The sequence below is a fragment of the Mesorhizobium sp. ORM8.1 genome (assembly GCF_053005525.2).
The window spans coordinates 4,285,924-4,308,748 of sequence record NZ_CM132600.1 but is presented as its reverse complement, the minus strand read 5'-3'; the positions used below and the strand labels follow the sequence as shown (position 1 = coordinate 4,308,748).

The 22,825-nt window shown below is 62.8% G+C and carries 21 protein-coding genes and 2 pseudogenes; 5 read left to right on the top strand and 18 right to left on the bottom strand.

Annotation, left to right across the window (positions count from 1 at the left end; all coding sequences use genetic code 11):
- Window positions 1-65 precede the first annotated feature (65 nt).
- Both ACVDG8_RS21625 and ACVDG8_RS21620 read left to right on the top strand, forming a co-directional pair.
- Complete coding sequence (locus ACVDG8_RS21625; protein ID WP_447256517.1) at window positions 66-830, top strand: hypothetical protein; 765 nt, start codon at window positions 66-68, stop codon at window positions 828-830.
- A 105-nt stretch (window positions 831-935) separates the two neighbouring features.
- A complete protein-coding gene (locus ACVDG8_RS21620) occupies window positions 936-1,700 on the top strand; it encodes a TIGR02391 family protein (RefSeq protein WP_447256516.1) in 765 nt (254 codons plus the stop codon).
- A gap of 179 nt (window positions 1,701-1,879) precedes the next feature.
- On the opposite strand, the gene ACVDG8_RS21615 is transcribed toward ACVDG8_RS21620, so the two are convergent.
- On the bottom strand, window positions 1,880-3,082 hold the full coding sequence (locus tag ACVDG8_RS21615; protein WP_447256515.1) for a tyrosine-type recombinase/integrase: 1,203 nt from the start codon (window positions 3,080-3,082) through the stop codon (window positions 1,880-1,882).
- A gap of 386 nt (window positions 3,083-3,468) precedes the next feature.
- Between ACVDG8_RS21615 and ACVDG8_RS21610 the strand changes: the two genes are divergently transcribed.
- Window positions 3,469-3,864 (top strand): hypothetical protein, encoded by a 396-nt coding sequence (locus ACVDG8_RS21610; RefSeq protein ID WP_447256514.1) that lies wholly within the window; start codon window positions 3,469-3,471, stop codon window positions 3,862-3,864.
- A 257-nt stretch (window positions 3,865-4,121) separates the two neighbouring features.
- Here ACVDG8_RS21610 and recQ read toward each other — a convergent pair whose 3' ends face one another.
- Window positions 4,122-5,966 carry a DNA helicase RecQ gene (gene recQ / locus ACVDG8_RS21605; protein ID WP_447256513.1) on the bottom strand — a complete coding sequence of 615 codons (1,845 nt, stop codon included), beginning with the start codon at window positions 5,964-5,966 and terminating at the stop codon, window positions 4,122-4,124.
- Between the two features lie 266 nt (window positions 5,967-6,232).
- On the opposite strand from recQ, the pseudogene ACVDG8_RS21600 reads away from it, so the two are divergent.
- A pseudogene (locus tag ACVDG8_RS21600) lies at window positions 6,233-6,860 on the top strand (LysE family translocator).
- Window positions 6,861-7,071: 211 nt separating this feature from the next.
- Here ACVDG8_RS21600 and ACVDG8_RS21595 read toward each other — a convergent pair.
- The 8 genes and pseudogenes from ACVDG8_RS21595 to uxaC all read right to left on the bottom strand — a co-directional run bounded on the left by ACVDG8_RS21595 (window position 7,072) and on the right by uxaC (window position 14,154).
- Window positions 7,072-7,404, bottom strand: a complete 333-nt coding sequence (locus ACVDG8_RS21595) for a cupin domain-containing protein (protein WP_447256512.1) — start codon at window positions 7,402-7,404, stop codon at window positions 7,072-7,074.
- A gap of 32 nt (window positions 7,405-7,436) precedes the next feature.
- A pseudogene (gene kduD / locus ACVDG8_RS21590) lies at window positions 7,437-8,203 on the bottom strand (2-dehydro-3-deoxy-D-gluconate 5-dehydrogenase KduD).
- On the bottom strand, window positions 8,200-9,051 hold the full coding sequence (gene kduI, locus ACVDG8_RS21585) for a 5-dehydro-4-deoxy-D-glucuronate isomerase (RefSeq protein ID WP_447256510.1): 852 nt from the start codon (window positions 9,049-9,051) through the stop codon (window positions 8,200-8,202). Before kduI ends, kduD begins: the two are co-directional and overlap by 4 nt.
- A 19-nt stretch (window positions 9,052-9,070) precedes the next feature.
- Complete coding sequence (locus ACVDG8_RS21580) at window positions 9,071-9,847, bottom strand: FadR/GntR family transcriptional regulator (RefSeq protein ID WP_447256509.1); 777 nt, start codon at window positions 9,845-9,847, stop codon at window positions 9,071-9,073.
- Window positions 9,848-9,873: 26 nt separating this feature from the next.
- The gene (locus ACVDG8_RS21575) at window positions 9,874-11,154 is read right to left on the bottom strand and encodes a TRAP transporter large permease (RefSeq protein WP_447256508.1); all 1,281 of its coding nucleotides are present in this window, start codon (window positions 11,152-11,154) and stop codon (window positions 9,874-9,876) included.
- Window positions 11,154-11,681 carry a TRAP transporter small permease gene (locus ACVDG8_RS21570; RefSeq protein WP_447256507.1) on the bottom strand — a complete coding sequence of 176 codons (528 nt, stop codon included), beginning with the start codon at window positions 11,679-11,681 and terminating at the stop codon, window positions 11,154-11,156. The genes ACVDG8_RS21575 and ACVDG8_RS21570 overlap by 1 nt, the downstream gene beginning before the upstream one ends.
- A 59-nt stretch (window positions 11,682-11,740) precedes the next feature.
- A complete protein-coding gene (locus ACVDG8_RS21565; protein ID WP_447256506.1) occupies window positions 11,741-12,718 on the bottom strand; it encodes a TRAP transporter substrate-binding protein in 978 nt (325 codons plus the stop codon).
- A 32-nt stretch (window positions 12,719-12,750) separates the two neighbouring features.
- Window positions 12,751-14,154 (bottom strand): glucuronate isomerase, encoded by a 1,404-nt coding sequence (uxaC, locus tag ACVDG8_RS21560; protein ID WP_447256505.1) that lies wholly within the window; start codon window positions 14,152-14,154, stop codon window positions 12,751-12,753.
- A gap of 192 nt (window positions 14,155-14,346) precedes the next feature.
- Between uxaC and ACVDG8_RS21555 the strand changes: the two genes are divergently transcribed.
- The gene (locus tag ACVDG8_RS21555; protein WP_447256504.1) at window positions 14,347-15,849 is read left to right on the top strand and encodes a mannitol dehydrogenase family protein; all 1,503 of its coding nucleotides are present in this window, start codon (window positions 14,347-14,349) and stop codon (window positions 15,847-15,849) included.
- A 7-nt stretch (window positions 15,850-15,856) separates the two neighbouring features.
- Here the strand turns inward: ACVDG8_RS21555 and lepB are convergent, their stop codons facing one another.
- From lepB to ACVDG8_RS21515, 8 genes are all read right to left on the bottom strand, one after another.
- On the bottom strand, window positions 15,857-16,291 hold the full coding sequence (gene lepB, locus ACVDG8_RS21550; protein WP_455707207.1) for a signal peptidase I: 435 nt from the start codon (window positions 16,289-16,291) through the stop codon (window positions 15,857-15,859).
- Complete coding sequence (locus ACVDG8_RS21545; RefSeq protein ID WP_455707206.1) at window positions 16,213-16,773, bottom strand: S26 family signal peptidase; 561 nt, start codon at window positions 16,771-16,773, stop codon at window positions 16,213-16,215. The genes lepB and ACVDG8_RS21545 overlap by 79 nt, the downstream gene beginning before the upstream one ends.
- A gap of 153 nt (window positions 16,774-16,926) precedes the next feature.
- On the bottom strand, window positions 16,927-17,334 hold the full coding sequence (locus tag ACVDG8_RS21540) for a F0F1 ATP synthase subunit epsilon (protein WP_447256502.1): 408 nt from the start codon (window positions 17,332-17,334) through the stop codon (window positions 16,927-16,929).
- A 101-nt stretch (window positions 17,335-17,435) separates the two neighbouring features.
- Window positions 17,436-19,028, bottom strand: a complete 1,593-nt coding sequence (atpD, locus tag ACVDG8_RS21535) for a F0F1 ATP synthase subunit beta (RefSeq protein WP_447256501.1) — start codon at window positions 19,026-19,028, stop codon at window positions 17,436-17,438.
- Window positions 19,029-19,094: 66 nt separating this feature from the next.
- Window positions 19,095-19,982 carry a F0F1 ATP synthase subunit gamma gene (locus ACVDG8_RS21530; protein ID WP_447256500.1) on the bottom strand — a complete coding sequence of 296 codons (888 nt, stop codon included), beginning with the start codon at window positions 19,980-19,982 and terminating at the stop codon, window positions 19,095-19,097.
- Window positions 19,983-20,016: 34 nt separating this feature from the next.
- Complete coding sequence (atpA, locus tag ACVDG8_RS21525) at window positions 20,017-21,546, bottom strand: F0F1 ATP synthase subunit alpha (RefSeq protein ID WP_447256499.1); 1,530 nt, start codon at window positions 21,544-21,546, stop codon at window positions 20,017-20,019.
- A complete protein-coding gene (locus ACVDG8_RS21520; RefSeq protein ID WP_447256498.1) occupies window positions 21,546-22,106 on the bottom strand; it encodes a F0F1 ATP synthase subunit delta in 561 nt (186 codons plus the stop codon). The genes atpA and ACVDG8_RS21520 overlap by 1 nt, the downstream gene beginning before the upstream one ends.
- Window positions 22,107-22,352: 246 nt before the next feature.
- On the bottom strand, window positions 22,353-22,751 hold the full coding sequence (locus tag ACVDG8_RS21515) for an AGROH133_08824 family phage infection protein (protein ID WP_447256497.1): 399 nt from the start codon (window positions 22,749-22,751) through the stop codon (window positions 22,353-22,355).
- Window positions 22,752-22,825 lie beyond the last annotated feature (74 nt).

The window sequence follows — 22,825 nt, the reverse complement described above, 5'->3', positions numbered from 1 at the left end:
GAGAACGATGCAGGTCGTCAATGAGAGCCGAGCACCAATCGAAATTTGCTCGAAAGGAGACCCAATTGACCGACGAGGATAGGGAGGCAAAGTGGCAGGCCATGTGCGATATCGTTGCCGACCAAATGAAGGTCTCCACCCGTCCCTATGTGTGCATCCTGGCGGGTGGCGCTCTCGGTGAGGCGACCGAAATAGGCACGGGCACTTTCATTGACAAGGGCGGCATTGAACTTCTCACCTGCGAGCACGTGGCCAGGTTCAATCCTACTGCCTTTTACATCGACGCCGACGGTAGCTCGAAACTTGAACCCGGCACTTGGCGCACGGAGTCCAATCCAAATATGGACGTGGCTCTTTCGCCTGTGCCTGCGAAAGAATGGAGCCAGGTCTCCAGAAGCGCGCAACCGCTATCGATGTCGAAGTTCGCGCTACGCCATGCAACTGTAGAGCACGAGGTTCTATTCTTTCGAGGGGTAGCTGGCGAGAACGCCTATATTAGCAGTTTCGGAGCTGACGCGATTCTTAGCGGATACTGCTCCCAAGAAAAAAATGGCACAGGTGACACAAACATATTCGAGATTATGTGGAGCCCCGCCAATGCTGCGGTGACAGCTGGCACAAGTGATGATGTCCGAACCCGCGTCAAGTACGAGAATCCGGCCGGTTTCAGTGGTTCACTTGTCTGGAACACCCGTTTTGTTGAACTCGGTTGCGACTTCTCAAAATGGAGCCCGAGCGAAGCTGTTGTCACGGGCTTACTGCGCCGCTTTGACATCGTCACTAATACCCTTCTCGCATGGCGAGTGGAGCATTTGCACGGGTGGCTCTGATTGACTGTGCGCAGCGTTCTTTCGAGGGACGGCCTGGGTAAAAATGCTGACTCCATCGGCGTTGCACGCCGGCCGAGATGAGTTGCAGGCCAGTAGGGAGGCAATATGAAAGAACTCATTCAGGCGATCCCCGACGTCGAAGTCCTGCTGGCCTTAGAGCCGGAGGAGCTTGGCGGAAAATTGCTCTTTGTGCTGCGTAGTCGAGGCGGCCAACTTCACCGCGATAATTTGCTAAACGAGTTTCAGACTCCCTTCCATTATTCCGGCGTGCCCCAATACCCGCAGAACCAGCTTGGCCACGTCGACGCCGCCATTACGGAGGCATGGGCATGGCTTGAGGCTCAGGGCTTGCTTGTTCCAGCCTCGGGAATGAATGGTTCGAGTGGATGGCGCCGACTCAGTCGCCGGGCGCAGCGGTTCGCCAGCGAGGCGGAGTTCGCTCGATACGCAGTGTCACGTCGCTTGCCTAAAGAGTATTTGCACCTCCGCATTGCCGACCGGGTGTGGTCAGCGTTTGTTCGTGGGGAGTTCGATGGTGCGGTTTTCCAGGCCATGAAAGGCGTAGAAGTCTATGTCAGGGAAGTTGGTGGCTACGGCGACGAACTCATAGGTGTTCGATTGATGCAGGAGGCCTTCAAACCTGAAGGTGGCAGGCTCACCGACACCAAAGCCGAGGCAGGCGAACGCGTTGCCCGTATGCAACTGTTTTGCGGTGCAATCGGATCCTACAAGAATCCGAATTCGCACCGTGATATAGACATGAACGATCCGGCCGAGGCGATGGAAATCGTCCTGCTCGCCAACCACCTGATGCGCATCGTCGAAGCACGTGCCGACGATTTGCGAAGGGCCGCTGCGCCAGGAAGATAACCGAGCGCAACGCTCGTCCCGGTTAGAACCGGGCGCAACGATCACGCGTCTCCGTGATCACATCGCGCACGCGTTTTGGTACAGACATCACCTTCTCACAGCGGCTCGGCGCGTCTTCGATTTCAGCCCTCCTTAGGCGATCTGGGTCGGATCGCTTCCCTTGCAGGGAGAGCGATTGACTACCGTGTTCCTTCGAACTTTAAGACGTTCACTGTCTTGGGCGTAGAGAGATAATTCGCCCACGCCTGCATCAGCTTGCGCCGTTTCTCAATAGAGTCTGCCCTGCGATAAGCTCTCTCCACAGCGTTGCCTACTTCATGCGCGAGCGCGGCTTCCGCCACCTCACGGGGAAACGCCGTTTTGTCCCCTGCCCAATCGCGGAATGACGACCGGAAGCCGTGAACCGTTACGTCAACTCCCAGGCGCCGCAACAGCATTTCCATCGCAGATGTCGACAGTGGCTGATCTTTCTTCTGCCCAGGAAAGACGTAGTCGGACACCCTCACATCATGTAGACGCTTGATGACCCTCAGGGCGCGGTCGGACAGCGGTACTCGATGTTCCTTCCCTGCCTTCATCCGGGCGCCGGGAATTGTCCAGAGGCCAGCATTCATCTCAATCTCGCCCCATCTCGCGCCGTAAACCTCCCCTGATCGTGCGGCGGTCAAGATGAGGAATTCCAGAGCTCGCGCCGCCATCGCTTCTGCGGATTGTAGTCGCAAAACGAACGCTGGAACGTCATCAAAGGGCATCGCGGTGTGGTGGCCTCGCGTCAGCTTCTTCCTTGCGGGCAGCACATTCTTTAGATGACCGCGCCACAGGGCGGGATTTTCCCCGTCCCGCCAGCCCTTAGTCTTTGCAAAATCCAAGACACGCTCGATGCGCCCTCGCAGCCGAGAAGCCGTCTCCGGCTTAGTCGTCCAGATCGGCTTTAGCACCTGTAAGATCTCCTCAGTGCCAATCGTCGAAACCCTCTTGGAGCGGATAGGCTTGCAATACTCCTCAAGCGTCATTTTCCACTGCGCACGGTGCTTCTCATTCCGCCAAGAGGCCTCCATCGATGCCAAGAACTTATCCGCGCAGTCCCCAAAGGTCGGCTCGACCTCCTTGGCTCGTTCGGCGATGGGGTCACGCCCCTCCGCAACAGCTGCCCGACACTCGCCAGCTTTCGCTCTCGCTTTCGCCAGTGACACCGCTGGGTAGGCGCCCAGGCCCATTTCCCGCCGCTTGCCGCCGGCTGGCGTCCACATGAAGAGCCACGACTTGGTGCCGACGGCAGACACGTTGAGATACAAGCCGCCACCGTCGCTGTGACGGCCGGGGTGCCACTTATCCGACTTAACTTTCACGTCTGTCAGTTTTTGAAGCGAACGGGCCATCATCCCCACTTTCTTCCCCACTTTGCTTCGCGGATAATAGGGAACATTGGCGGACGATGGAAGACACGTGGCGCCAACAGCCCTTTTGACTCTTGGGCTTTTGAGAACGATAAGGAACACCAGAAAACGCTAGTATGGCGGACTCCCTCTCCGCCATCCTGCCTCGCCCTCCGAGTTTGGCAGGACCGACGCGATCCTTCGCGCGAAGCAGGATGCCCTCCAAAGCTTCAGCGCAGCAGGGCGTGAAGCGGCGCACATTCGCGTGACAAAAACAGACTATGGTCGATAATCTCAGAGGATCATCTTGCGGAGGGCCGTTCGACATGCGCTCTGGGCTGAATCCAACGGTGTCCGGTCGGTCCTTGGATTGGCTGTCAGCCGGGCGAACCATGGCGGTTGCCCTTGCGATTGCGTTTTCCGTTGCACCTGCGCAGGCGGCACAGCACCGTTTACCGAGCGGTTATAAATGGGGCCGTTGCCAGCTTGTTGTTGACGGCCAGACCCGCATATCCGGAAGATGCTTCTATCAAATCGAGAAGGGCGGCGATTTTAACATCCAGGGCCCCAAGCAGGTTTTTGCAGGCGTCGACTACCCTGACCCGCATAGCGGGGCAGGTGAAATGTCCAAGGACTACTGGGCCGTTGTCTACAAGGATGGTGATTCCTGGGCAGGCTATTCGAACTCGGAGATTGACGAAACCCACGGCGACGAAAGATGGGACGACCTTCGCCGCGAAGGCGCGTGCTATGTCGGGAAGGACGTCCGGATCTGCCTTTGGCATTAGCCGGCCAGTCGCCCGGTCTGGCTACGAAAGGTTTGACGTTTTCAATCGGCCAACCTGAGCCGACAGCTCAGCCGGCTCTATCGGTTCTTACCCCGCCACATCCTTCTCGCACGCGATCGGATGCGAATAGGTTGCCATGGGAAACGAATGATCCAGAAGCCGCGAAGCGACCGGCCCGGCAGAAAACAGGGCTGCCTTCGCTTCACGAAGAGCGATCGTCGAGCCGCAGTCCGAAGCCATGCTGTTCTACACCAGGCTTAAACCGCGCCGTCCCGTCCGTGCGCCGCAATCGCGGCGACAAAAACCTCGCCGAATTCCTTCAGCTTCGCCGCGCCCACGCCATTCACTTCGGCAAAGGCGTCGAGGTCGCGCGGCTGGCGTTCGGCCATGTCGATCAGGGTGCGGTCGGAGAACACCACATAGGCCGGCACCTGGCGCTCCTTGGCGAGCCGCAGCCGCAGCGCCTTGAGCGCGGCGAGCAGCGAAACATCGACATCGGCCCCGTCAGTGCCGGCGCTCTCACCTGCGCGCTTCCTGCCGCGCGCCAGACGGTCCCGCGTCTCGACGCGATATTCGAAGGCGACTTCCCCGCGACCGAGCGCGCGGCCGCTTTCCGAGATGGTGAGACCGCCATGCCCGTCCGGATCCGGCAGCAGGAATCCACCGGCAACCAATTGCCGGACCAGCGACAGCCAGACCGTCTTGCGGTGGGCGACGCCGGTGCGGAAGCTGGGCAGTTGTTGATGGCCTCGCGCCAGCACCTTCTCGGTCTCGTGGCCGAGCAGGATATCAAGAACGTGCGAGGCGCCGAAACGCTCGCCGCTCTGTGCGACCGCCGCAAGGATGATGCGCGCTTCCGCGGAGCCATCGGCGCGCGGCGCCTGGTCGAGGCAGTTGTCGCAATTGCCGCAGGCTTGAGCCTCCTCGCCGAAATAGCCGAGCAGCACCTGGCGCCGGCATTGCGCCGTCTCGCAATAGCCGATCAGCGTGTCCAGCCTGCGGTGCGCCCGTCGCTTGTGCTCATGTGAGGACTCCTCATCGTCGATGAACATCCGGCGCGTGCGGATATCGCCGGCCCCATAAAGCATATGCGCTTCCGCCGGCCGTCCGTCGCGACCGGCGCGGCCGATCTCCTGGTAATAGGCCTCGAGGCTGCCCGGCAGGTCGGTGTGGAAGACATAGGCGACGTCGGGCTTGTCGATGCCCATGCCGAAGGCGATGGTCGCCACCATGACGACGCCGGACAAGGTCATGAAAGCGTTCTGGTTCGCCTCGCGCGCCTCCTTGCTCATGCCGGCATGGTAGGCGAGCGCCCGCACGCCGTTCTTCTCCAGGAACGCGGCCATCTCCTCCGTCTTCTTGCGCGACAGGCAGTAGACGATGCCGCTCTTGCCGGGGTGCCGCTCGACGAAGCGCAACAACTGGCGCTTGCTGTCCTGCTTGGACTCCATGGCCAGTTTGATATTGGGCCGGTCGAAGCCCAGCACCAAAGTTTCGGCGCGCCCGGCAAACAGCCGCGCCTCGATGTCGCTGCGCGTGGCCTCGTCGGCGGTCGCCGTCAGCGCGATGATCGGCACTTGCGGGAAGATGGCGCTTAGACGCGACAGATCCTCATACTCACGCCGGAACGCCGGGCCCCATTGCGAGATGCAATGCGCCTCGTCGATGGCGATCAGCGTGACCTCCAGCCTTGAGAGCGCTTCGAGCATGCGCTCGGTCATCAGCCGCTCCGGCGCCAGATAGAGCAGCCGTGTCTGCCCGGCCGCCACCCGGCGCCAGGCCGCGACATTGGCGTCCCGGTCGAAGGAGGAATTGATGGTATCGGCGGCAACGCCGGCAAGCCGAAGCGCCGCGACCTGATCCTGCATCAGCGCCACCAGCGGCGAGACGACGATGGTGAGCCCACCCTTGACCAGCGCGGGCACCTGATAGCAGAGCGACTTGCCGGCGCCCGTCGGCATCACCGCCAGCACATGGCGCCCGGCCAGCAGCGCCTCCATGACGTCGGCCTGTCCGGGACGGAAATCGTCGAAGCCGAACACGTCCTTCAGCACGCGCCGTTTGGGATCCTCGGCCCGCAGGCTCGCTGCTTGCGCCGGCATCAGTCGGACACCGCGCGGGAAGCGATTTCTCGCGGGCTGGAGAGGATAGGGAAACTGATCAAGCGTTACTCCGGGTGAGGCTCTGGAGTACCGCAGCGGTCATCCGGCCACAACCGCATCTTGTAAGAAACGAACCGCCCGAACAATTCTTGTCAGCGAAGCTGGATCAACCGATACACTGGATGCGAAATTCCGTCGGCTCGTCTTCCGATCTATGATCCCGGCCAACCGTTGCCAGCCGACGGCCAACGCAGAGGAGCCTTCGCATGGTCGACCCCGCCACGCTCATCACCTACACAGCGGTCGTGTTCGGCTTCGTCTTCATCCCCGGGCCGGCGACGCTGCTCACGGTCGCGCGCGCCACCAGCTCGGGCACCAAGGTCGGCATCGCCACCGGCGCCGGCGTCGCGGCGGGCGACGTGATCCACACCATCATGGCGATTTGTCGGCATTTCGGCCATCATTGCCACCTCGGCGATGCTGTTCAGCATCGTCAAATACATCGGCGCGGCCTATCTCGTTTACCTCGGCATCCGCGCCATTCTGGAAAAGGCGCCGGCCGATCTTGCGGGCAGGGCGCTGTCGATCTCGGCGGGCAAGGCGTTCCGCCAGGCGATCCTGACCGAGGTGCTGAACCCCAAGACCGCTCTGTTCTTCCTCGCCTTCCTGCCGCAATTCGTGCATCCGCAAAACGGTTTCGTAGCGTTGCAACTGATGCTCCTGGGCATCATTTTTGTGGCTCTCGGCCTGTTCAGCACAATTATCTTCGCCGTCAGCGCGGGCGGCCTCGGCGCCTTCCTGCGCCGCAATCCCTCAGTGCTGAAATGGCAGGGCAAGGTAGTCGGCGGCATCTATTGCGCGCTTGGCGTCCGGCTCGCACTGCAGCAACGGTGAGCGGCTCACTCGCAGTCCCCGTTAAATCTATCTTTACTATGTTGCGGCACGTTTGCTCTTCTGCGGCGATGTTTGAGTACCGCGGTGGCGCCTCGAGCAATTCAGGAAAAGTGCTTAGCGGTTTTCCGTCCGGAATTGCGTGAAGCAAAGTGCGCCCAGGCAACAAGCCCGCGCTTCACGGCGCGGGCTTTTTTGCTGGGGGTCGAGAGGGTCAGGCGAGAAAATCGGCTCGGTAAGGCGCGAAACTGTCGACCAGCCGTCCGGCCTCGAGCGCCTTGACGCCGTGGATCAGATTGGACGGCACGATGAAGCTGCCGCCCGTTTCCAGGATTTGCGACCGGCCGTCGATCGTCACCTCGAAACGGCCCTCGGCGACATAGCTTGCCTGCACATGCGGATGCGAATGCAGCGCGCCGACGCCACCCTTCTCGAAGGCGAACTCGACCATCATCAGTTCATTGGTGTGCACCAGCACGCGTTGCCTGTTGCCGTCCGGCGTCGGCTCCCAGGCCTTGGTGCCTGCGTGCGAAAAGATATCGGTCATCGCTTAGCTTCCGTTCGAGATTGCTGCTTATATCACCGCGCCAGCCAGCCGCCGTCGACCGGCATCACCGCGCCATGCATGTAGTCCGAGGCTGCCGCCAGCAGGAACACCGCCGCGTCGCCGACATCGGACGGCCGGCCCCAACGCCCGGCCGGAATGCGCCCGAGGATGGCAGCGCTTCGGTCGGGATCGGCGCGCAGCGCCTCAGTGTTATTGGTCTCGATATAGCCCGGCGCGATGCCGTTGACATTGATGTCCTTCGGCGCCCATTCGCAGGCCAGCAGCCGGGTGAGGCCGAGCACGCCATGTTTCGAGGCGGTGTAGGAGGCGACGCGGATGCCGCCCTGGAAGCTCAGCACCGAGCCGATATTGACGATCTTGCCGCGCCGTCCGGTCTCGGACAGCACGCGCCTGGCAAAACCCTGGCAGAGGCGAAAGACCGTCTTCAAATTGATGTCCATCACCTCGTCCCAGTCGGCCTCCGTCAGGTCGACGGCATCGGCGCGGCGGATGATCCCGGCATTGTTGACCAGCCCGTCGATCGGCCCGCTTGCATCCCAGACGCGCTCGAGCATGACGGCCGCACTTGCCGGATCGCCGAGATCGGCGGCCACCGCCTCGAAGCTGCCGCCGGCGGCAGCCACCTTTGCGCCGTGTCATCCATCGCCGAGCGGCCGACGCCAATGACGGTGCCGCCGGCGCGCGCGACCGACACCGCGATGCCCTGGCCGATGCCCGTGTTGGCGCCGGTGACGAGGATGCGTTTCCCCACAAGGCTGAAGGCGGAGAGATCGCTCACCTGAGCTGATCCATGGTTACCGGGTCGACGTCGGTATAGTCGACATTGTCGCCGGCCATCGCCCAGATGAAAGCGTAGTTGGCCGTGCCGGCGCCCGAATGGATCGACCATCCAGGCGACAGCACGGCTTCCTCGTTGCGCATGACGATGTGGCGCGTCTCGTCCGGTTCGCCCATGAAATGGAAGACGCGCGCGCCTTCCGACAGGTCGAAATAGAGATACGCCTCCATGCGCCGGTCGTGGGTATGGCAAGGCATCGTGTTCCACACCGATCCCGGCGCAAGCTGCGTCATGCCGACGACAAGCTGGCAGGTTTTCACGCCGCCCGCATGGATGAACTGGAAGATCGAACGTTCGTTGCTGGTTGCCTGGCTGCCGAGGTCGAGCCGCTTGGCGTCGCCGATACGGATCAGCTGGCTCGGATAGGTTTGATGCGCCGGCGCGCTCAGCAGATAGAACTTTGCCGGCTTATCCGGATCCGTCGAGGCGAACGACACCTCCTGCGTGCCCATGCCGAGATAGACCATGTCGCGCGCCGCCATCTCATAAGGCAGGCCATCGGCGATGATTGTCCCAGCGCCGCCGATGTTGACGGCGATCAGCTCGCGGCGGTCGAGAAAGGCTTTGGTGCCGGTCGGCTTGATCGCCTCAAGCGGCAGGGCTTTATCCGCCGGCATCACGCCGCCGACGATCATGCGGTCGTAATGCGTGTAGGTCAGGTTGACGAGGCCGGGCTGAAACAAGCCCTCGATATGGAAATGGTGGCGCAGCTCGTCGGTGCCCATGGCTGCCGCGGCACCGGGATCGACGGCAAAGCGCGAGGAGAATTCGATGTGTTTCTGGTCCATGCTGCCCTTGCTCGAATGGTTATTCGGTCGACGCTGCCTGCACCGACTTGGCGTAATAGGCCTGCCGCGCCTGCAGGCGCTCGCGGTAGCGCTGCTGGCTGGCGGTGAGATGCGTGCGCATCGCCTCGCGCGCCGCATTGGCGTCGCCGGCCGAGATCGCGTTCAGGATGACGAGATGCTCGCGCTGCAGGCCACGCTGGTAGTCGTCCGACTGCACGAGCTCGGTCGACCAGGGCGAGGTCACGTCGCAGGGGATGGCGCGGCGCCCGAGCACGTCGAGCATCTCGACATAGAACGGGTTGTTGGTGGCGCTGGCGATCGCCCGATGGAAGGCGAGATCGGCCGGGCCGGTCGGCTGGCTGTCGAGCAACAGGCGCTCGAACTCGAAGAATGCCTCCTGGATCGCCGCCTCCTGCGCGGCGTTGCGACGGATGGCGGCAAGACCGGCCGATTCGATCTCGATCGCCAGGCGGACTTCCAGCACGTTGAGCGCGATCGAATCCTTGCTGCCCATATCGGCGGCCAGAACGCCGAAGGTCGTCGAGAGATGCTCCGTCACGAAGACGCCGGCGCCTTGCCTCGCCTCGACCAGGCCGTCGGCGGCGAGCTTGGCCAGCGCTTCGCGGATGACGGTGCGGCTGACGCCGAAGGTCTCGGTCAGCTGGCCCTCGGTCGGCAGCTTATGGCCAGGCGGGATCTCTCCCGCCTGCAACTGCTTACGGATCGCCGCGACCACGGTTTCCGACAGTTTCGGCTTCCGTTCGACCCTGAGATCCGTTGCGACGTCCGATGCCATGATCACCTCCTGGTGGAACAAGCCCTTTAGTGGAACAGGCTCGGCAGCCACAATGAGATTTCCGGTATGTAGGTGACAAGCATCAGCACCGCGAAGGCGGCGCCATAGAACGGCCAGATCGAGCGCATCGCCGTCCAGATCGGAATACGGCCGATGGCGCAGCTGACGAACAGCACCGCCCCCACCGGCGGCGTGCACAGGCCAATGCCGAGATTGAGGATCAGGATGACGCCGAAATGCACCGGGTCGACGCCATAAGCCATCACCACTGGCAGGAAGATCGGCGTGGTGATGATGATCAGCGGCGACATGTCCATGAAGGTGCCGAGGATGAGCAGCACGATGTTGATCAACAGCAGGATGACCAGCTTGTTGTCCGACACCGACTGCAGGAACGCGACAAGCGCCGCCGGAACCCTGAGATAGGCGAGCAGCCAGCCGAAAGCGGCGGCACAGCCGATGATCATCAGCACCATCGCGGTGGTGCGCACCGCAGCCGTGGTTGCGGCGACGAAGTCGTTCCAGCTCATCGAACGGTAGATGATCAGCGTCACCAGGAAGGCATAGACGATGGCGATGCAGGAGCTTTCGGTGGCGGTGAAGATGCCGGAGCGCACACCGCCGAAGATGATAGCGATCAGGATAAGGCCGGGAATGGCGGCGACCAGCAATTGCAGTGCCCGGCCGAAGCCGGCGAAGGGCTCCGTCGGATAGCCGCGTCGGCTGGCAACCCAATAGGCGGTGATCATCAGCGACAGCGCCAGCAACAAGCCCGGCAAAACGCCGGCGGTGAACAGGTCGGCGATCGAAATGCGGCCGCCGGCCGAGATCGAGTAGATGATCATGTTGTGCGAGGGCGGGATCAAAAGCGCGATGATGGCGCCGATGGAAGTGATGTTGACGGCATAGTCGATGCCATAGCCGCGCGCCTTCATCTGCGGGATCATCAGCCCGCCGACCGCCGAGGCATCGGCCACCGCCGAACCGGAAATGCCGCCGAACATGGTCGATGCCGCGATGTTGACCTGGCCGAGGCCGCCGCGCAGATGCCCGACCAGCGCGCCGGCCAGCGCCACCAGGCGGGCGGCGATGCCGCCGCGCACCATCAGGTCGCCGGCGAAGATGAAGAACGGGATGGCCATCAGCGAAAACACGCTGACGCCGGAGTTGAGCCGCTGGAACACCACCAGCGGCGGCAGGCCCAGCACCAGAACCGTCGCGAAGCTGGCGACGCCAAGGCAGAATGCGATCGGCGTGCCGATGACGAGCAGGAAGACGAAGACGCCGAACAGAACCATCAGGGCCATTAGAGATCCTCCTCGCCCGTGGCGTATTGGTCGGCATCGACGGGCAGGCCGGCAAAGCGTCCGGCCAGCCGCTCCAGCGAAAACAGGCAGACAAGCGCGCCGCCCAGGACGACAGGCAGAAAGCCGACGCCGCCCGGCAGATCGAGCGATGGCATCACCGTGTTCCAGGTCAGCCTGGCAAGCTGGACGCCATAGACGATCATGCCCAAGCCGAAGGCCAGTACGACGATGTCCGAAATGCTGCGCAGCACCGCCTTGGCCGAAGGCGGCAGGAAATAAAGCAGCACGTCGAAACCCAGATGCGTGCGCTCGCGAACGCCGACGGCAGCACCGAGGAAGATGAACCAACCCATCAACAGCACGGCGGAGGATTCGGTCCAGCTTGGCGAGTTGTTCAGGAGATAGCGGGAGAACACCTGCCAGAAGATGATCACCGTCATCAGGGTCAATCCGGCGCCGCTGATCCACAGCGCCAGCCTCGCCAGCTGTGCCAGCAGCCGTTCCGTGCCCAGCCAGAATGCCTTCAAGCCACCCTCCCTCAACGGCGGCGCGGAAGTCCGCGCCGCGCCCGGTCCGCCGGCTTCCATTATTTCGTCGCCTGGATGCGTGCGGCGAGATCCTTCAGCGCCGGCGTCGACAGGTATTTGTCATAGACCGGCTTCATGGCGTCGATCAGCGGCTGCTTGTCGATCTCGCTGACCTTGACACCGGCCTTCTCGACAATGTCGCGCGACTTCTTTTCCTGCGCATCCCACAATTCACGCATCTTGACGACGCTGTCCTTGGCCGCCTGCCGTATGATCGCCTGGTCTTCCGGCGAGAGCTTGTCCCAGCTCGTCTTGGCCATCACCAGCACTTCGGGCACGATCTGGTGCTCGTCCATCGTATAGTGCTTGGCGACCTCGTAATGCTTGGCGGATTCGAAGCTCGGCCAGTTGTTCTCGGCGCCGTCGATGACGCCCGTCTGCAAAGCTGAATAGACTTCGCCATAGGCCATCGGCGTGGCGTTGGCGCCGAGCGCATTGACCATGTCGACAAACACGTCGGACTGGATGACGCGGAACTTCATGCCCTTCATGTCGGCCATCGAGGCGATGTCCTTCTTGGTGTTGTAGAAGGAGCGCGCGCCGGAATCGTAGAAGGCGAGACCAACGAGATCATGCGCCTCGAAGGCCTTGAGTATCTCGTCGCCGATCGGCCCATCCATCACATGACGCATGTGGTCGACCGAGCGGAACATGTAAGGCAGCGACGGCACCGCGGTTTCCGGCACGATGCCGTTGAACGGCCCCATCGAGACGCGATTGAGGTCGATGACGCCGGTCTGCGTCTGCTCGATCGTGTCCTTCTCCTCGCCGAGCTGCGCCGAATGATAGACCTCGACCGAATAGCGGCCGTCGGTGCGCTGTTTGATCAGCTCGCCCATATACTTCACCGCCTCGACCGTCGGATAGCCGTCGGGATGGGTATCGGCCGAACGCAGCACGGTTTCGGCATTGGCGATGCCGACCAGCAACGCGCCGAAGGCGAATGTGGCTGCGGTCAATTTCGAAAAATGCAACATGACTTCCTCCCTTTAAAACCGATGCACCCGGCTCAGAGCCGGTACGCCTTCTTGGCAAGCGTGTAGGCAAGCTCGCGCGCCAGCTCATGCGCCTCCTCCTCCCGCAGGCGATGCTCGGCGACCAGCCGCGCCAGGAACGCGCAGTCGACCCTGCGGGCCACGTCGTGGCGCGCCGGGATCGAAGGAAAGGCGCGCGTGTCGTCGTTGAAGCCGACGGTGTTGTAGAAACCGGCCGTCTCGGTGGTCATCTCGCGGAAACGGCGCATGCCTTCCGGGCTGTCGTAGAACCACCAGGCCGGCCCGAGCTTCAGCGCCGGATAGACGCCGGCGAGCGGCGCTAGCTCGCGCGCATAGCTGGTCTCGTCCAGCGTGAACAGGATGATTGTAAGGTCGCGCTCCAGCCCGACGCAGTCGAGCAGCGGCTTCAACGCCGTCACATAGTCGGTGCGGGTTGGGATATCGAAGCCTTTGTCGCGGCCGAATGTCTGAAAGACAGAAGACGAATGATTGCGCCACGATCCGGGATGGATCTGCATCACCAGTCCATCGTCGCGGCTCATCTTGGCCATTTCGGTCAGCATTTGCGCCCGGAACAGCCGCCGCTCGCGCTCGTCGTCGGAACCACCGCGGATGCGGTTGAACAGTTCCTGGGCCGCCGCATCAGAGAGATTGGCCGTCTCGGCCGTCGGGTGGCCATGGTCGGACGAAGTCGCGCCGAACTCCTTGAAATAGGCGCGGCGTTTGCGATGCGCGTCGAGATAGCCGGCCCATGTCCCGGTATCGCATCCGGTGATGTCGCCGAGACGATCGAGATTGCCGGCAAATCCTTCGAAATCGGGATCGACAACCGCATCGGGCCTGTAGGCGGTGACGACGCGGCCGCTCCAGCCGCTGGCGCGGATCATCCTGTGCCATTTGAGATCGTCGAGCGCACCCTCGGTGGTGGCGATCACCTCGATGTTGAAGCGCTCGAACAGGGCTCGCGGCCGGTAATCGTCACGTTGCAGCAGGGTGGCGATCGTATCGTAATATCGATCCGCCGTGGCCGCATTGAGCGGTTCGTGGATGCCGAACAGGTGCTCGAACACATGGTCAAGCCAAAGCCGTGTCGGCGTGCCCCGGAACAGATAATAATGTTCGGCGAAGCGCCGCCAGATCACCCTGCCGTCGGTCTCCACCGGCGCGCCATCGAGACTTGCTATGCCAAGCTCTTCCAGCCGCACGCCCTGGCTGAACAGCATGCGGAAAATATAGTGGTCCGGCACGATCAGCAGCTGCGCCGGATCCGGAAACGGCTCGTTCTGCGCATACCAGCGCGGATCGGTATGCCCATGCGGACTGACGATCGGCAGGTCTTTTACCCCCGCATAAAGGGTGCGGGCCAGGGATCGGTTTTCCGGCGCAAACAGCAAATCCGGATCGGTCAGTCCAGCCAAACGCTCCTCCCAATTTTGGCCTTATTGGTAGAGGGGTCGGAAATAATGTCAACATACAAAAATTGGATTGTTGTATGATGACTTTTGAATGAAAGGTGAGCATTGTGCCGCATGGCGGCTGAGTGCTACGCCGCTTGCCGCTATCCTTGCCCGGCGCTCGACGGGCGACCTGACCGGAGACGCTTCGCAGCCATGAACAGCCGCTTGTCCAATGCCACGGTCGCCGCCTTGCCGGCCGGCACCGAACTGCCGCGCTACGATCGCCCCGCGATCAGGCCCGGCATCGTCCATCTCGGCGTCGGCGCCTTTCACCGCGCCCATCAGGCGGCCTATGTCGACGCCTGCCTGGCCAACGGCGAAACGGATTGGGGCATCATCGGCGTGTCGCTGCGCAGCGCCGATACGCGCGACGCGCTGGCGCCGCAGGACGGACTTTACACACTGGCGATCAGGGACAGCGCCGGAGAGCGATTGCAGGTCGTCGGATCGATCCTATCGTTGTTGGTTGCGCCGGAAGACCCCGCGGCCGTGCTTGCCGCGCTCACCGATCCAGGCGTCCGTCTCGTCACGCTGACGATCACCGAAAAGGCCTATCTCAGGGCCGCCGACGGCACACTCGACCACGCGCATCCCGACATCGTGCACGATCTGGCAAATCCGGGCTCGCCCAAGACAGCGCATGGCTTTCTCGCCGAGGCGCTGGCGCGCCGCCGCGCCGCCGGCACGCCGCCCTTCACCGTGCTCTGCTGCGACAACCTGCCGGCCAACGGCGCCACGCTGCATCGCCTGCTGATCGAGTTCGCCAGATTGCGCGACGCGCGCGTGGGCGAAACGGATCTCTCGCGCCATATCGCCGACGACGTGGCCTTTCCGTCTTCCATGGTCGACCGCATCGTGCCGGCCACCACCGATGCCGACCGGGCGCGCGTCGCCGCCACGCTCGGCATCGAGGACGCCTGGCCGGTGATGACCGAGCCGTTCTGCCAATGGGTGATCGAGGACCGGTTCCCGGCCGGTCGGCCGGGCTGGGAGAAATTCGGCGTGACCATGGTCGAGGACGTGCGTCCGTTCGAGGACATGAAGCTGCGGCTGCTCAACGGCGCGCATTCGGGCATTGCCTATCTCGGCCTGCTCAGCGGCCATGCCACCGTCGACCGTGCTTTCGCCGATCCGGCAATAAGACAGTTCGTCGACTGGCTATGGGCCGAGGCGATCCCGACGCTGCCGCAGGATGCCGGGCTCGACACATCAGCCTATGCGGCGGAACTCACTGAGCGTTTTTCCAACACCGCGCTCGCTCATCGCACCGCCCAGATCGCCAATGACGGCAGCCAGAAGCTGCCGCAGCGCATCGTCGCCTCGGCCCTTGCCAGGCTGGAGGAAGGATTGCTCCCCGAACACCTTTCCCTGGTTGTCGCCGCCTGGATCGCCGCTTGCGCGGCGCGCGGCTCGACATTGCCGCAAGGCCACTTCACCGACCCGCTCGATGCCGCTCTCGACGACCTGTTCAGCCGCAACCCGGCAACAGCCGAGACGGCGGTCGCCGTGTTCGATCTCGCCGGCTTTGCCAAAGGTCATCCCGCGCGCCAGCAATTGATCGAATTCGTTGCCACCCATCTCGTTCATCTCAGGCAAGGGGGCCCCAAACTTGCCTTCGCCGCGCTCGCTATCGAAGGTACCAAGCCGGTCGAATAGCACCCGGTTAGTTGCCCGCCGACCCGTTCACGACTTGCCGCGCGGCATAGTCGACGCCGTTCGAATTCCAGAACAGCCGCACCGCCTTGCCGACGAGATTCGCGTAAGGCACCGTGCCCATGGCAAAGCGGCTATCGGTGGAATTGTCGCGGTTGTCGCCCAGCATGAAGTACTCGCCGGCCGGCACGACGATCTCGGCCGTGTCGTCGCCGATCGAGCTGACGGGATAGTCGATCACCAGATAGGACACGCCTTCCGGGAGCGTCTCGCGCTGCAGCCGCGCCGAACGTATCTCGTCGGTTGAATAATCGCCCAGATCCTCAAGCTTTACTGGAATGCGATTGATGTAGAGCCGGCCATCTATCATCTGGATCCGCTCGCCAGGCAGGCCGACGACGCGTTTGACATAATCAGTCTCGGGGTCGCTGCGCGGCCTGAACACCACGACGTCGCCGCGTCGCGGCAGGTTGCCGAGCACCCGGCCATCGGTCGGGAGCAGTCCGAAGGAGCGCTGTAGCGGCCATAGCCATAGGCATTTTTTGAAACGAAGAAATAGTCGCCGACCTGCAGCGTCGGCTCCATGCTGCCGGATGGCATCGAGAACGGCTGGAACAGGAAGGTGCGGATCGCGAATGCCGCGCCGTAAGACGAGAGGGCGACAAAGATGAGGACAGACAGGCCGTGCGCATACCACTTGTCCGGCCTGAAACGCCGCGCGAATGGAACAACGATGGCCACCGAGAGAGCGGCCAGGCCGAACCAGGCGAAATTGGCGACCCAGGCAAGGTTCACACTGGGGAAAATCGGAAACCCGGCATAGCCGATGGCGACCGAGGCCAGGCTGATGACAACCAGCCATGTGATCGCCAGGCGGCCGGCGCCGATCCACAAGAACCCGCCGAACGGTCCGCCGAACAGCGCCACAAGCGCTGTCGACCATCTCGATCGTGGATCTGATTTGCCGGACATCCGTTGCCCTCTGACAAAGCCGGCGGGACTGTCTCCCAAACGGAAAACCGGGGCAAACAAAAAAGCGGGGCAAGCCCCGCCTTTTCAATCTCGTGTCAGCGGTCGATCTTACGCCGGCAGCAACGCGGCTTCCAGCGTGGTCAGCTGGCTGAGGAACTGCTCGGCCCGGCTGCGGCTCTCGTCGTCCTTGGCGTCGGCCGCGTCTTCCTTGGCCTCCTGGATGCGACGGGCAAGATCGGCTCGGTCGATGTCGTTGACATGCACCGCCGATTCGGCAAGCAGCGTGCAACCGGATGGCAGGATGTCGGCGAAGCCGCCGAACACGACGTAGCGCTCTTCCGCGCCGCCAGGAGTCTTCACCGTGACGACACCGGGCTTGATCGTGGTCATGACCGGAGCGTGCTTGGCCATCACGGTCATCTCGCCTTCGGCGCCCGGAATAACGACGGACTCGACCTGCTCGGAAACCAGGAGGCGCTCCGGCGAGACCAGTTCGAATTGGAAAGCTTCAGCCATGATCAATCTAGCGAATAGCGAATAGCGAGTAGCGAATAGTCAGAAGACGAATTCGCCGGCCCATATTCCCTATTCGCTACTCCCTATTCGCTATTCGCTTCTTATGCCGCTTCAGCCGCCAGGCGCTGTGCCTTCTCGACCGCCTCGTCGATGCCGCCGACCATGTAGAAGGCGGCTTCCGGCAGGTGATCATAGTCGCCGTTGCAGAGGCCCTTGAAGCCCTTGATGGTGTCGGCCAGATCAACCAGCTTGCCAGGCGCACCGGTGAACACTTCGGCGACGAAGAACGGCTGCGACAGGAAGCGCTCGATCTTGCGGGCGCGAGCCACCGTCTGCTTGTCCTCTTCCGACAGCTCGTCCATGCCCAGGATGGCGATGATGTCCTGCAGCGACTTGTAGCGCTGCAGGATCGACTGCACCTGGCGGGCGACGCCATAATGCTCTTCGCCGACGACCAGCGGGTCGAGCATGCGCGAGGTCGAGTCGAGCGGATCGACGGCCGGGTAGATGCCCTTTTCCGAGATCGCGCGGTTGAGCACGGTCGTCGCATCAAGGTGGGCGAACGAGGTCGCCGGCGCCGGGTCGGTCAAGTCGTCGGCGGGCACGTAGATGGCCTGCACCGAGGTGATCGAACCCTTGGTTGTCGTCGTGATGCGTTCCTGCAGCGCCCCCATGTCGGTGGCCAAAGTCGGCTGATAGCCCACGGCCGACGGGATACGGCCGAGCAGCGCCGACACTTCCGAGCCGGCCTGCGTGAAGCGGAAGATGTTGTCGACGAAGAACAGCACGTCCTGGCCCTGGTCGCGGAAATATTCGGCGACCGTCAGGCCGGTCAGACCGACACGCGCGCGGGCGCCCGGCGGCTCGTTCATCTGGCCATAGACGAGCGCGGCCTTGGAACCTTCGCCGCCGCCCTTCTTGTTGACGCCGGATTCGATGAACTCGTGATAGAGATCGTTGCCTTCGCGGGTGCGCTCGCCGACGCCGGCGAACACCGAGAAGCCGCCATGCGCCTTGGCGACGTTGTTGATCAGCTCCTGGATCAGCACGGTCTTGCCGACGCCGGCGCCGCCGAACAGGCCGATCTTGCCGCCGCGGGCGTAAGGCGCCAGCAGGTCGAGAACCTTGATGCCGGTAACCAGGATCTGCGCTTCCGTCGACTGGTCGATATAGGCTGGAGCCGGCTGGTGGATGGCGCGAATTTCGATACCGTCGACCGGACCGGCCTCGTCGACCGGCTCGCCGATGACGTTAATGATGCGGCCGAGCAGGCCCGGGCCGACCGGCACGGAGATCGGCGAACCGGTATCGAAGACGTCCTGGCCGCGAACCAGGCCTTCGGTCGTGTCCATGGAGATGCAGCGCACGGTGTTCTCGCCGAGGTGCTGGGCAACCTCGAGCACCAGGCGGTTGCCGACATTGGTGGTTTCGAGCGCGTTCAGGATCGCCGGCAGATGATCCTCGAACTGCACGTCGACGACGGCGCCGATGACCTGGCGCACATGGCCGGCAGCGCCGACCCGCTTCGTCGAAACGCTTGCCGACCGCGCCGCGGCGGGCTTGGCCGGAGCGGCCGCTGCCTTCACCGGTGCCGCTGCCTTCTGGGCCGGAGCGGCCTGTGCGGCTGCTGCCGGAGCTTTTGCCGCCGCTGCCGCCTTGGGGGCCGCCGTCTTCGGGGTCGCTGCTTTCGCCATCGTCTTTGCCCTTTTCGTCTTTCTGTTGCTCACGTCACTGCGGGGCTGTACCCCGCGCGGCCGTGCCTAGAGCGCCTCGGCGCCCGAAATGATTTCGATCAGTTCCTTGGTGATCTGCGCCTGCCGCTGGCGGTTGTAAGTGATCGACAGCTTGTTGATCATGTCGCCGGCATTGCGTGTCGCATTGTCCATCGCGCTCATCTTGGCGCCCATCTCGCCGGCTGCGTTTTCAAGCAGCGCGCGGAAGATCTGCACCGCGATGTTGCGCGGGATGAGCTCGGACAGGATCTCGCCCGGTTCCGGCTCATATTCGTAGACGGCATTGCCGCCATTGGTTGCCTCAGGCGCAGTCGAAGCGGCGACGGCAGCCGGGATGATCTGCTGCGCCGTCGGGATCTGGCTGATCACCGACTTGAACTGCGAATAAAACAGCGTGCAGACGTCGAACTCGCCCTGATTGAACAGGTGAATGACCTTGCGCGCGATCGCATCGGCATTGACGAAACCGAGCGTCTTGACCTCACGCAGGTCGACGCGCTCGAGAATCAGCGAACCATAGTCGCGGCGCAGGATATCGAAACCCTTCTTGCCGACGCAGATGATTTTGACCTGCTTGCCGTCGGCCAGAAGCCTGCGGATATGGTCGCGGGCCAGACGCGCGATCTGCGAATTGAAGCCGCCGCACAGGCCGCGCTCGGCGGTGCAGACGATGAGCAGATGCACGTCGTCCCGGCCGGTGCCGGTCATCAGCGCCGGGGCATCGCCGCCGCCGCCGATAGCCTGGGTGATGTTTGCCAGAACCGCGCCCATGCGCTCGGAATAGGGACGCGCCGCTTCCGCCGCTTCCTGCGCGCGACGCAGCTTCGCCGCGGCGACCATCTGCATCGCCTTGGTGATCTTCTGCGTCGCCTTGACCGAGGCGATACGGTTACGAAGGTCTTTTAGTGAAGGCATGCTTCAAACCTGATCCCGTGCGTCCGGCTTCTTCTCAAGCGAAGGTCTTGGCGAAAGCGTCGATCTCGGCCTTGAGCTTGGCGCGCAGATCGTCCGACAGCGCCTTTTCCTTGCGGATGGCGTCGAGAATGTCCTTGCCGGCCGCGCGCATATGCGACAGCAGGCCATGCTCGAACTTGCCGACCTGGTTGATCGCCAGCTTGTCGAGATAGCCGTTGACGCCGGCGAAGATCACGGTGACCTGCTCCTCCACCTTGAGCGGCGAGAATTGCGGCTGCTTCAAGAGTTCGGTCAGGCGTGCGCCGCGGTTGAGCAGGCGCTGCGTGGCGGCGTCGAGGTCGGAGCCGAACTGCGCAAAGGCAGCCATTTCGCGGTACTGCGCGAGCTCGCCCTTGATCGAGCCGGCGACCTGCTTCATCGCCTTGATCTGCGCCGACGAACCGACGCGCGACACCGACAGGCCGACGTTGACCGCCGGGCGAACGCCCTGGAAGAACAGGTTGGTTTCGAGGAAGATCTGGCCGTCAGTGATCGAAATCACGTTGGTTGGGATGTAGGCCGACACGTCGTTGGCCTGCGTCTCGATGATCGGCAGCGCGGTCAGCGAACCGCCGCCCAGATCGTCGTTGAGCTTGGCGGCGCGCTCGAGCAGGCGCGAGTGCAGGTAGAAAACGTCGCCCGGATAGGCTTCGCGGCCCGGCGGGCGGCGCAGCAGCAGCGACATCTGGCGATAAGCCACGGCCTGCTTCGACAGATCGTCATAGCTGATCAGTGCATGCATGCCGTTGTCGCGGAAATATTCGCCCATGGTGGCGCCGGTGAACGGCGCCAGGAACTGCATCGGTGCCGGATCCGAAGCGGTGGCGGCGACGATGATCGAATATTCGAGCGCGCCGCGCTCTTCGAGAACCTTCACGAACTGCGCGACGGTCGAGCGCTTCTGGCCGACGGCGACGTAGACGCAGTAGAGCTTTTCCTTCTCGGGGCCGTTGTCGTGCACCGCCTTCTGGTTGAGCATCGTGTCGAGGATGATGGCGGTCTTGCCGGTCTGACGGTCGCCGATGACCAGCTCGCGCTGGCCGCGTCCGACCGGGATCAGAGCGTCGATGGCCTTGAGGCCGGTCGACATCGGCTCGTTCACCGACTTGCGCGGGATGATGCCGGGCGCCTTGACGTCGACGCGCTTGCGCTCGGTCGCCTTGATCGGGCCCTTGCCGTCGATCGGGTTGCCGAGCGCGTCGACGACGCGGCCGAGCAGGCCCATACCGACAGGCGCGTCGACGATGGCGCCGGTGCGCTTGACGGTGTCGCCTTCCTTGATGTCGCGGTCGGCGCCGAAGATGACGACGCCGACATTGTCGGCTTCGAGGTTGAGCGCCATGCCGCGGATGCCGCCGGGGAATTCGACCATTTCGCCGGCCTGGACATTGTCGAGGCCATAGACGCGGGCGATACCGTCACCGACGGACAGCACCTGTCCGACTTCGGAGACCTCGGCCTCCTTGCCGAAATTCTTGATCTGGTCTTTCAGAATTGCGGAAATTTCCGCGGCGCGGATGTCCATCAGCCGACCTCTTTCAGTGCAAGCTTGAGCGAATTGAGTTTGGTTTTGAGCGACGTATCGATCTGGCGCGAGCCCATCTTGACGATCAGCCCGCCGAGCAGCGACGGATCGACGGTAATCGCGATGGTCACGTCCTTGCCGGCGATGCTCTTCAGCGTCGCCTTGAGTTCGGTCTGCTGCGCGGCCGTCAAATCATGTGCCGAAGTGACCTCGGCGGATGCCTCGCCGCGATGCTCGGCGGCAATCTGGCGGAATGCCTTGATCATGCCAGGCACGGCGAACAGGCGGCGGTTGCGGGCAACGACGCGCAGGAAATTGCCGACCAGGCCGGTGATTCCGGCCTGGTCGGCGATCGCCGCGATCGCCTTCGCCTGCTCCTCGCTGGAGAATACCGGGCTGTTGATCAGGCGGCCGAGATCGGTGCTGCCGTTGAGCATTGCCTCGAAGCCGTTGAGGTCGGCTTCGACCTTGGCAACGGAATTTTCCTGCAGCGCGAGATCAAACAGCGAGCCTGCATAGCGCTCTGCGACAGCTGAGATTGGCGATGACGATTGGGCCACGGACCGTCTTTTCTCTTGTTTGACAGGCCGCAGATTGTTGGCGCGAGCAAAAACTCTGGCTAAATCTTTGACCTTACTGCAATTTTTCCAAGCACGGAGGTGCGGCTTCCGCTATCCCCGGTCGAAAGTCGATTGCCGTCTAGCACAGGCTTTTTAAGACCGCAATGCATCGTCCGGCATGCTTTCCAGGCACTTTTGTCGCATCAGGCTGGAGAGTCCAGCCCGCGCGGCGGATTAGTCAGTGATTCAGGGCAAAAAGCCGAAGGCGAAGGCGAGCGGCAGCGCCGCGAGCGCCAGCTCGACGACGATCGAAACCCAGTTGAAGGGCGTGTTCGCGCCATCCGACATCATCGACAACAGCCGGCCGAAGGCGGTGAACAGCCAGGAGAAGCCAAGCGCCATGTAAAGAAAGGTCTGAGGTCCAAGCAAAATGCAGCACAGGCCGACGCCCAGATAGAAACCCGACATGCGACCGCGCCCTTCTGCGATCGCCGCAGCTTTCTCCGGCCTAGGCTGCAGGCGCAGGATGCGAAAGGCAAGGGCCGGCGCCAGGAACAGGAAAAGGCCGAGCGCCAGGGTGACGACGGCGCTCGACCATGCCAGCCATTCGCCCTGGCTTGCCGGCCACGGAAACGCAAAATCCATCTGTCCCCCCGTCAGGTCTTGTTTTGAATTGCGAGGCATTCTAGCGGAGGAAAAACGCCGCGCCAGATGGTCGC